Below are 9,477 nucleotides of genomic sequence, written 5' to 3' on the forward strand. Positions count from 1 at the left end.
GAGTCGCTGTCAGCGAGCCCATAACGATGCTCCTGTATGTAGCCATGATATGCCTGCTGCTCTTCTTTTCCGAACATGATCCGGCGATCTCGCTGAAAACCGACTACAGCGGGACCGTCATCGATTTCGTTCAGATCCGGGCCGAGGGGAAACTGATCCGCAAGGTTGCCTATCCGCTCATGGGATTCGCTGGTTTGGCGCTGCTGCTACGCTCCGGAACAGCAGCGCAGAGGCCCATGCGGGCGCAGGCCCTGGTTATTGCGCTGTTTTTCGCAACGTCAGTCTTCAGTGTCCTGTGGGCAGGCAATGCACTCATCGTCCTGCGCAGGGTCGTGGTCCTCTTCTGCCTTCTCGTGGCGGCGTGGGGTTTTGCCTCCAGGTTCAGCCTTGGCAATCTGCTCTTCGGCGCCTTTTGCCTGGCGCTTGCGTACCTTACCATCGGCGTCGCTGTCGAAGTCGCCCACGGAACATTTCTCTCCGGTGCGATGGGCTATCGGTTCGCCGGGACGCTGCACCCGAACATCCAGGCCCAGAGCTGCGGAATCCTGGCCATCAGCGGGCTCGCGCTCTTGGCGCGCTCGCAGGGGGGCAAGCGGCTCCTCTTCGGCTTTCTGTCGGTCACAGGGCTGCTGTTCCTGTATCTGACTCATTCGCGCACGAGCTTCGCGGCCTGCGCTCTGACCTTGGCCCTGCTTGTCCTGTTGCTTGCGGTGCCTCGCGTGCGATTCACACTGATGAGCGGGGCGCTCGCCCTCCTTGGCCTTGTTGGGTTGCTGGTGGGCGAGAGGCTCTCGTTGCTGCTGCAGTCGGTACTGTTGATGGATCGATCGCTTGAGAACATGGCCACACTGACCGGGCGGGTGCCTCTGTGGGAGCACTGCTTGGCGTACGTCGCACAAAGGCCATTCCTGGGTTATGGATACAACAATTTCTGGAGTCCCGAGCACGTGGAGCAGATATCGGCCGTCCAAGGTTGGGTCGTTGGCGCCGCGCATTCGACCTACCTGGAACTCCTGCTCGACCTGGGACTGGTGGGGCTGATCCTGTACGGCCTGATTGTTTTTTTCGCCGCAGGGCACAGCGTGCGAACATTCGCCGTCAGCCGGAACGCACTCTTCGTGGGGGCCTTCGGGCTGTTGACCTTCAGTCTCATCATCGGAACCCTGGAAACATTCGTCCTGTTCTATCCAAATCCAAACACTTTCTTCCTGCTCTGCCTGCTGCTGCATGTTGCGTTATGGAATGACGACAAACCTGGAGTTGACGATGCGAATCACGATGTTCTCCACGGCTGATCCCCAGTATGGAGGCTCTCGTTATGAGCAGATGGTTTCAGATGTACTGAGCGAACGCCACAGCGTCTCGGTTTACGATGTAAGGCCGCGCTTCATGCGGTTCGCCCAAAGGCCGCAGGTCATGCTCAGGACCGTCTGGCGAGAGCTTGGCTGCCGGACGGACGTCTTTGTCCGCAACGAGCTGTCGACCATCAGCATGGCTGACTGGTGGCGAACCCGCTTGAATGTTTCCATCATGCACCACTTCGACCCGAGGATCGGACCGAGCAGGCTGCTGAGCAACATGTTTGAGAAGGCCCTGATGATGAACCTGAGAAAGTGCGACCGGGTAATCGCGGTTTCCGAGTTCTGGCGGGACCATCTGCGTAATCAGGGCGTGGAGAATTGCACGGTTATCCACAATGCCTTTAACGTTCAGGATTACGACATAACTGAGGAAGAGAAGTTCCGCTTCATGGACAAGCATGGTTTGCGGGGCAAGCCGATCATCTATATCGGCAACTGCCAGCGCCTTAAGGGCGTGGTCATCGCATACGAGGCCCTGTCCTCCATGGATGCCCATTTCGTGACCAGCGGCCTCAAGGACGTCGAGTTGCCCTGCCTCCACCTGACGCTGGACCATCGGGAGTACAAGACTCTGCTGGCGGTCTCCAGCGTCTGCGTGCTCATGTCGATCATCCTTGAGGGATGGAACAGGACGGCCCATGAGGCCATGCTGTGCAAAACGCCAGTCGTTGGCTCTGGGGCTGGAGGCATGCGCGAGTTGTTGGCCGGCGGAGGACAGCTCGTCTGCTCCAGACCCGAGGACCTGCCAAGTGCGGTCGAGTACGCCATGCGCAACCGGGACCGTCTTGGAGATGCCGGATACGCGTTCGCCGCGCGGTTCACTACGCAGCGCTTCCGGGACGCCTGGGAGGGCCTCATGCATGAGCTTGAGACTTACGGAAAGCCAGTGGAGGAGCCCGAGCCATGATGCTGCTCAAGCGCTCGCCACCGCTGACCGTCATCATGCCGGTTTACAATACGTTACATTTCCTTCCTGCGGCGGTCGATTCGATACTTCGGCAGTCCTTGGGCGACTTCGAGTTCATCATCATCGACGACGGCTCCACGGATGGATCGAGCGACTATCTGGCGACGCTCAGGGACAAGCGAGTCCGCATTATGCGCCAGAAGAATCGGGGCCAGGGCAACGCACGAAACGCGGCCTTGTGGCATACGAGCACGCCCTTCCTGGCCTTGATGGACGCTGACGACATCTCACATCCTCTCCGGCTGGAGAAGCAGCTTCGCTTCCTCCAAAAGCACCAGGATGTCGGCATGCTGGGAACCGGATTTCAGTATATCGGCGCAAGCGGCCGCAAGGGGCTTTCGCCTCCGCTTCCGGACTCGCATGACGAGATTATGAGTCACCTGCTCAGGATGCGGCATGCTCTCGTGAACGCCACGATCATGGCGCGGACTCATATTGTTCGCGAGATAGGGGGCTACCGCATTGAGGGCTTTGGCGAGGACTGGGACTTCTTCCTGCGCATGGGCGAGCGGACCAGGCTCGCCAACCTGAACGAAACTCTCTTCTACTATCGGGTCAATACGAGGAGTTCCACCTACAAGCGCTTTCATGAGATGAGGCTTCGCTTCGGCTACTCCGTGCATTGCGCTGAAAGGCGCCGGCAAGGCCTGCCTGAATTGGGCTGGGAGGCCTTTATGGCGCATAGGAGCAGCAATGGCGCCCTTACGAGGCTCCTTGAGGCTATGGATGAGCATGCCCTCTATCAGTACAAGCTGGCACTCGATGATATGCTGGATTCACGGCAGGCTCGTGGCTTGCTGCGGCTTGGCTATGCTGCAATGTCTTCGCCCCGCCTTACCGCGCAAAGACTGCGGCGCGGCTGTTCGCGTTTTGTATCGAGAATCAAGGCGAATCAATCCTGATACATGGAGGAAGCTCGCATGATGTTCACGGATACGCAACAAATCGACTGGCCGCAAAAATATGATCTGTTCGGCGTGCAGGTAAGTGCCGTCAATTACGACAGCGCGCTCGAGAGCGTCATCACCGCCGCGAGGAGCAATATATCCTCCTGCGTTTCCCATACGGCTGTACATGGCCTCATTGAGGCAAGCCGCAATTCTCAGTTAAGGAGCATGCTCAACGACTTCGACATCGTCGCACCGGACGGCCATCCCGTGCGTCTGGCCTTGAACCATTTTTATGGAGCAGGCCTGCCGGATCGCTGCTACGGTCCGGAGTTCATGCTGCGAACATGCTGGCGGGCCGCGGCCGAAGGCATTGCTGTGTATTTCTACGGCAGCTATCCGCATGTCGTGAAGCGCCTCAAGGACAATCTGCTCCGCAGGTATCCGAAGCTCGCGATCGTCGGCTGCGAGCCGTCCCTCTTCCGGCCGCTGACGCCACAGGAGGACGAGGAGCTCGTCGACCGCATCAACTCCAGCGGGGCCGGCATCATCTTCTATGGCCTGGGCTGCCCGCTACAGGAAAAGTTCGCCGCATGGCACAAGGGCAAGGTGCGCGCGGTTCAGATTTGCAACGGGGCGGCCTTCGATTTCCACTCGGGCAACAAGCGGATGGCCCCGGCCTGGATGCAGCGCAACTCTCTCGAATGGCTGTTCCGCATGTCGCAGGAGCCACGCAGGCTCTCCAGGCGATACTTGCATACGAACACCGTGTTCCTGGCGAAGCTGTTCGGAAAAGCGGTTGCCGAAAGGCGCAACGGAAACGGTCGGCACATGTGACGAGAGCATGGCCTGACCCGCAGGGGCTGAAAGCTATGAACACCCGCCGCATCTGTCTTTTACTGACCGTGTTGGCCGTTCTGTTTGTGGCCGGGCCGGCCATGGCCGCCACGTACTTCGTCTCGCCCGCGGGTAACGACGGGGCGGCCGGCACGAGCCAGGGCACGGCCTGGAAGAGCCTGGCCAAGGTCGCGAGCAGCGCGCTACGCGCCGGGGACGTGGTCCAGCTTGCGCGCGGCGGAGTGTGGCGCGAGTCCCTGAGCCTGCCAAGTTCCGGCATCACCCTTACGGCCTACGGCAGCGGCAACGCGCCGGTCATCTCCGGGGCCAATATCGTCTCCGGCATGTATGCCGAGGCGCAGAGCGCCGGCGTGACCTGGATCGGGTCCATCTCGACCCAGCCTGCGCAGGTCTTCGTGAACGGCGTGCGCGGCCAGCGCGTAGGGAGCGCAGGCGAGGTCAATGCGGCCCGCAAGTGGCACTGGAGCAACGGCAGGCTGACCGTGTTCTGGGACTCGGGCAGCGCGCCCGCGGTCGAGGCCAGCCTGCGCCAGACGGTGCTTAACTACAACGGCCACAGCAACGTGGTGGTCGACGGCCTGCGCATCGAGCGCGCCACCGACACCTGCGTGAACATGGGCGTGGGCAACAGCAACGTGCTGCGCAACTCCGTGGTGGCCGACTCCTTCATCAAGGGCGTGCGCTCCTCGGGCGAGGCCCAGCACAACAACGGGCGCATCGAGGACAACAAGATCTTCGGCTGCGGGGCCGAGGGCATCCTGCTGGACGGGCGCATGACCGGCTGGGTCGTGCAGCGCAACGAGATCTACAACTGCGCCCAGCTGCACAACGAGCTTGTCGGCGGCCATGCCCAGCAGGAGTGGTCCGGCGCGATCAAGGTCTGGGGCTGGATCAAGGCCGGCTATGTCGGCACGCTGACCATCCAGAACAACTACATCCACGACATCCAGCCGCAGTTTGGGGCCGGGAGCGTAGACCACAAGCGTTACGTGGGCATCTGGCTCGACGAGCTGATCGACCCCACCGGCCGCCCGCTCATCGCCCGCAACAGGATCGTCAACACGGCCAGCCGCGGCATCTTCGTCGAAAAGTCCTCCAACGTGGACGTGGCCTACAACCTCGTGGAGCGTTGCGCTTCCATCCAGTACTGCGCCGGCATCCAGATCGAGGGCAACTACGGCCAGGGCGCGCACGACAACCACGTGTTCAACAACACCATCTACGGCGGCTACTGGGGCATCGCGATCAAGACCTTCGAGGCCAAGGGCCTGGCTAACAACGTGGTGCGCAACAACATCATATCCGACACGGAGGCCGAGCGGCTGTACGCGGTGGATGGCGGCGACAACAACGGCGTGAACGGCTCGGGCAACATCTACGAGTACAACAGCTTCGGCCCCCAGTCCTCGGGCTTCGTGCGCTTCGGCCCCTCCTGTTCGACCTACGACTGCCTGGACAAGCATTACAGGCGGCCCATGAATAATGTCCGGGGCGATCCGTTGCTGGTCGACCCGGCCAACGGTGACTTCCGGCTGAGGGCCGGCTCGCCGTGCATCAATGCCGGCAAGGTCCGAGGCATGACTAGGGGTCCGTCGGCCGCGCGGGTCAAGTCGGATGCGCCGGATCTCGGAGCCTTGGAATACAGGCGGGTTGATTTTGGCTCTGGCGGGTGAAACCGGCGTCAATGAGCAGAAAGAGCGGATTCCGAAGCTAGGCAGTATTCCTTGGACGATCGGCCATGCAGCCATTACCTGTTCGTCCCTCGCGGCACGCGTCTCTCCACGGGCCTTTTGCCTGGACTCCAAGTCTGCAACGACAATTCCGGGCTTCTGCGGCGCCTGAACTCGCCAATAATGTCGCTGGCTCCGAAGACGTTCCTGCACATGACCGAGGGGGCTTCGTCGGGCTGCACGACCAGGCGTGGGAGCGGCAAGTGGGTGGCAGGCACCCTGATCCGGCTGGAATGGGTGCTGAAGACCAGCCGAAAGCCCCGAGCGACGAGTTCCTGCAGATGCCGGCGCGTATAGCTTTCCCCCTGGCCGTAGGGCAGGGCGAAGGCCCAGGGCCGGAATCCCAGCGCAGCCTTCATGGCCTCGCTGTCCTTCAGGATCTGCCTCCTGAACTCCTGGGGGTCGATTGCCGACACCGGCGAATGAACATGTCCGTGCATTCCCACGTCCGCGCCCAGGTCCTGCAACGCTCGCAGATCATGCCAATCGAGAGCGGTCCATAGATCCTCATGGCGTGCGAGATGTTCGCTCGCAGGCTGGTCAAGAGACTTGAGGAGAAGTGGCCCAGGCTTTCCGACGGCCGAGCCGATCACGAACACGGTCGCCCTGAACGCATATTTCTTGGCCAGCCGTTCGTAGACCAGCAGCAGATCCTTGTAGCCATCATCGAAGGTCAGCAGGATGGCGCGCTTGTCGTGTCTGATCTGACCCCGGATCATGAGCTCGAACTCTTCCAGGCCGATGAAGCGGAACCCGAGCCTGGACAGCCGGTCCACATGGGTTTCGAACAGTGTCGGCGGGATGTGCATGCAGCTCTTCGTTTGGCCTGGCATGTCTGGCAATAGCCGATGGTAGCAGAGCACGGGGAGTTTGCGTTCCATTCGGCTCAGCCCGCAGACATATAACGGGTTCAGCAGTCCGAACTGTCGCCGCAGCCAGCGTCTCACGGGTGCCTTTCCGCTGTTTCCGGTTGCTTGCGGGCCAGGGAATGCCGCACCTTGGCGCCGAGCATCCGCGCCTTCATCGAGCCGAACCGCAGCCACTCTCCGGCATGGACGGCGGCGAAGGAGAGCGGATTCCGGCAGCACTCGTACTCTGGGAAGTAGCGCACCGGCTCACCGTCGCCGGCAAGCCCGCTTTTGAACTGGTACACACCCTGGCTGCTCGCCTTGTGTACTCCGTTCAAGTCCAGCAGTTCGCAGCCGCGGCTGCGAGCCCAGCGAACCGCCTCCCAGTGGAGCAGGTAGGAGACTCGCAGGTGCATCGCATCGTCCGCAGTGGCGCCGTGAATATACATGGCGGTCTTGCCCATCGCGACATAGACCACGGCCGAGACAGGCTTGCCCTCATGAGAGCCGACGAAGACGCGCAGCTTGAGGTCGTCAGGCAGCCCGTGCTGAATGTCCCGCAGGGAATCGATGGCCATGAACTCGACGAAACCTTTTCGTGCCACGAGTTGTCCAAAGAAATCGTCAAAAATGGAGAGCAGCTCGTCGCTGGTCCCGGAGACGACCTCGATGCCGTTTTTTTGCGCGTTGCGCAGATAGCGCCGCCAGCGTGGCTTCGTATTGGCCAGCAGGGCCTCCTCGGACTGGCGCAGATCCATGAAGATGGTGCTGTCGGTGCGGCCGGCCTTACGGGCAGGACGATAGCCTTCCTCGTGCAGAACCTCATCGAAGTAGCCCTCGGCCACCATGAAGGGGGAGGGCACGATGCGCAGCAACATGCCGCGACGCTCGACATACTCCTCCCGCAAGGCGGCCAGGGACCAGTGCAGGACTTCGCGCGGGCTGGCGTGGTTATCGGTCCAGTGCAGGGGGCCGTGCCTGACCTGGGCCAGGCCGCCCTTGAGACCCGGCAGGCGAAAGACGCGCACCTGGGTCGCGGCCAACAGATGGCCGTTGCGCGAGAGCACAAGATGGCTCAAGCGCTGCCGGCCAAAGCGTACGGTCCCGTATGCTCCGGCCTGATAGAGATGGGCATCGCCGAAGGTGGGCATCAGTGCGTCCCATTCGTGCGGCGAAAGCGAATCCACCGAGACGGCATACGGCGTGGGGCGGTTCATTGTCTGAATCATCGTTGATCTCCAATCATTTGCAGCGCTCCTGAACACGATCGGCTCCGCGGAGTTTCGGCCGGGCTTTCCGTTTCCTGATCGAGATGCCGCTGAAGGGATGTCGGCTGGCAGGGAGTGCGGGCGTCGAGTGGGTCTGAGATGCCAGGAGGGTTAGGTTTTGGGCTGGGTTCGCATGTCCGATGCGACAGCGAAACATTTTATAAGATGGAGGATCGTTGATGTAGCAACGGCGATGACGGGCATTGGGCCCGTTCGGCCTGTAACGTGAGAGTCGAGCAGGCGGAATGCGGGAAGCCAGGCGCTCGATCAGCTCAACAGCCATCCAGGTCAAGGTGTTTAAAAAGGTATGGCCGACGGGTACTGCAAATATTCTTATTCCATGGCTGTAGCTGGCAGCGAAGTGGCTTGCTACAAAATGCTGCACGTCAGCTTAACCTTGATTCAATATCTTTTGATTTCATGGATTATCTCTTATTAATCCAATGTAAAATCTCAGACTCCGTTCATTGAGTGCTGAGCAATTGTTGATATGTGCTTCTTTACATAATCCTAACTATAGGAAGGCTAGTTATGAGTTGTCAGTATAATATTAACTCTAATAAATAAGGCTTGGTGAGAATCGGATTGAGCGACGCAGCCTTGCTGTTCCGGAAGCCGATGGCTGGGAATCGGATAGCTGCTTCAGGACCAATCATCTGTATTTGGGGCCGCCAAATCTTGGCGCGCACCTCATGAAAAACCCCCGGCGATTGCCGGGGGTTCGTGGTCTCGAAGCATCTTTGCGGCCCTGCGTGCCCAGGAGCGATGCTGCCGCGAGGGTGTCTAGAGCAGAAGGCTCCTGACCGGCACGAGATGCTTGTATTTCTTGGGTGTGACCGGGTCCGGTGTAACGGGGTCAGGCGTGACCGGATCTGTGGAGCCGCCCTGAAGGTACTCGATGGCGCCGACATCGGGCACTCCATTTTGAATCGCATTGCCGAGGATGTCTTTGGTCCCAAAGGTGGAACCGCCGGCGTCGATGCAGGGGGAATCGGCCTTCAGCCGGAGGTCGCCGTTGGCCGGGTCGACCAGCCGCGGGTCGCCCTCCACGTTGCGCATGGATCTCTTGTAGAGACTCTCCAGGCTGGCATAGGTCGAGCAGGAGGAGCCAAAGCGCACGAAGCCCGAGGCCTGGGGGCCGAAGCTGTTGTGCTCGTAAACGTTGCCCGAGCCGTTCGTGCCGTTGTTGTCGCCGCCATCCACCGCGTACAGCCGCTCGGCCTTTGTGCCGTAGGCGATGTTGTTGCGCACCACGTTGTTCACCAAACCCGAGGCTTCGAAGTTCTTGACCGCGATGCCCCAGTAGCCGCCGTAGACGGTGTTGTTGAGCACGTGGTTGTCGTGCGCGCCCTGGCCGTAGTTGCCCTCGACCTGGATGCCGGCGCAGTACTGGATGGAAGCGCAACGCTCCACGAGGTTGTAGGCCACGTCCACGTTGGAGGACTTTTCGACGAAGATGCCGCGGCTGGCCGTGTTGACGATCCTGTTGCGGGCGATGAGCGGGCGGCCGGTGGGGTCGATCAGCTCGTCGAGCCAGATGCCCACGTAACGCTTGTGG

The 9,477-nt window shown here is 60.8% G+C and carries 7 protein-coding genes and 1 pseudogene; 5 read left to right on the forward strand and 3 right to left on the reverse strand.

What is annotated here, in order from left to right:
* Nucleotides 1-44 precede the first annotated feature (44 nt).
* The 5 genes from H585_RS0115410 to H585_RS23130 are packed head-to-tail and all read left to right on the forward strand — an operon-like array spanning nucleotide 45 to nucleotide 5,746.
* Entirely contained in the window at nucleotides 45-1,295 is a 1,251-nt protein-coding gene (locus H585_RS0115410; protein ID WP_244432573.1) for an O-antigen ligase family protein, read from the forward strand.
* A complete protein-coding gene (locus tag H585_RS0115415; RefSeq protein WP_027368477.1) occupies nucleotides 1,267-2,268 on the forward strand; it encodes a glycosyltransferase family 4 protein in 1,002 nt (333 codons plus the stop codon). The genes H585_RS0115410 and H585_RS0115415 overlap by 29 nt, the downstream gene beginning before the upstream one ends.
* A complete protein-coding gene (locus tag H585_RS0115420; protein WP_027368478.1) occupies nucleotides 2,265-3,230 on the forward strand; it encodes a glycosyltransferase family 2 protein in 966 nt (321 codons plus the stop codon). Before H585_RS0115415 ends, H585_RS0115420 begins: the two co-directional genes overlap by 4 nt.
* A gap of 18 nt (nucleotides 3,231-3,248) precedes the next feature.
* Entirely contained in the window at nucleotides 3,249-4,052 is an 804-nt protein-coding gene (locus H585_RS0115425) for a WecB/TagA/CpsF family glycosyltransferase (protein ID WP_027368479.1), read from the forward strand.
* A 35-nt stretch (nucleotides 4,053-4,087) separates the two neighbouring features.
* The gene (locus H585_RS23130) at nucleotides 4,088-5,746 is read left to right on the forward strand and encodes a right-handed parallel beta-helix repeat-containing protein (protein ID WP_027368480.1); all 1,659 of its coding nucleotides are present in this window, start codon (nucleotides 4,088-4,090) and stop codon (nucleotides 5,744-5,746) included.
* A gap of 74 nt (nucleotides 5,747-5,820) precedes the next feature.
* On the opposite strand, the gene H585_RS0115435 is transcribed toward H585_RS23130, so the two are convergent.
* The 3 genes and pseudogenes from H585_RS0115435 to H585_RS0115445 all read right to left on the reverse strand — a co-directional run.
* Complete coding sequence (locus H585_RS0115435; RefSeq protein ID WP_244432574.1) at nucleotides 5,821-6,612, reverse strand: polysaccharide deacetylase family protein; 792 nt, start codon at nucleotides 6,610-6,612, stop codon at nucleotides 5,821-5,823.
* Between the two features lie 134 nt (nucleotides 6,613-6,746).
* Nucleotides 6,747-7,880 (reverse strand): lipid II:glycine glycyltransferase FemX, encoded by a 1,134-nt coding sequence (locus H585_RS0115440; protein ID WP_027368482.1) that lies wholly within the window; start codon nucleotides 7,878-7,880, stop codon nucleotides 6,747-6,749.
* A gap of 822 nt (nucleotides 7,881-8,702) precedes the next feature.
* Nucleotides 8,703-9,477 (reverse strand): annotated as a pseudogene (locus tag H585_RS0115445) (NosD domain-containing protein); the annotation flags it as partial.

Source organism: Desulfocurvibacter africanus subsp. africanus DSM 2603, assembly GCF_000422545.1.
GTDB lineage: Bacteria > Desulfobacterota > Desulfovibrionia > Desulfovibrionales > Desulfovibrionaceae > Desulfocurvibacter > Desulfocurvibacter africanus.

What these genes read in the sequence shown, in the direction of transcription:
- H585_RS0115420 (WP_027368478.1), top strand. Translation starts at nt 2,265, where the DNA reads ATGATGCTGCTCAAGCGCTCGCCACCGCTGACCGTCATCATGCCGGTT.
- H585_RS0115410 (WP_244432573.1), top strand. Translation starts at nt 45, where the DNA reads ATGATATGCCTGCTGCTCTTCTTTTCCGAACATGATCCGGCGATCTCG.
- H585_RS23130 (WP_027368480.1), top strand. Translation starts at nt 4,088, where the DNA reads ATGAACACCCGCCGCATCTGTCTTTTACTGACCGTGTTGGCCGTTCTG.
- H585_RS0115415 (WP_027368477.1), top strand. Translation starts at nt 1,267, where the DNA reads ATGCGAATCACGATGTTCTCCACGGCTGATCCCCAGTATGGAGGCTCT.
- H585_RS0115440 (WP_027368482.1), bottom strand. Translation starts at nt 7,880, where the DNA reads ATGATTCAGACAATGAACCGCCCCACGCCGTATGCCGTCTCGGTGGAT.
- H585_RS0115425 (WP_027368479.1), top strand. Translation starts at nt 3,249, where the DNA reads ATGATGTTCACGGATACGCAACAAATCGACTGGCCGCAAAAATATGAT.
- H585_RS0115435 (WP_244432574.1), bottom strand. Translation starts at nt 6,612, where the DNA reads ATGCACATCCCGCCGACACTGTTCGAAACCCATGTGGACCGGCTGTCC.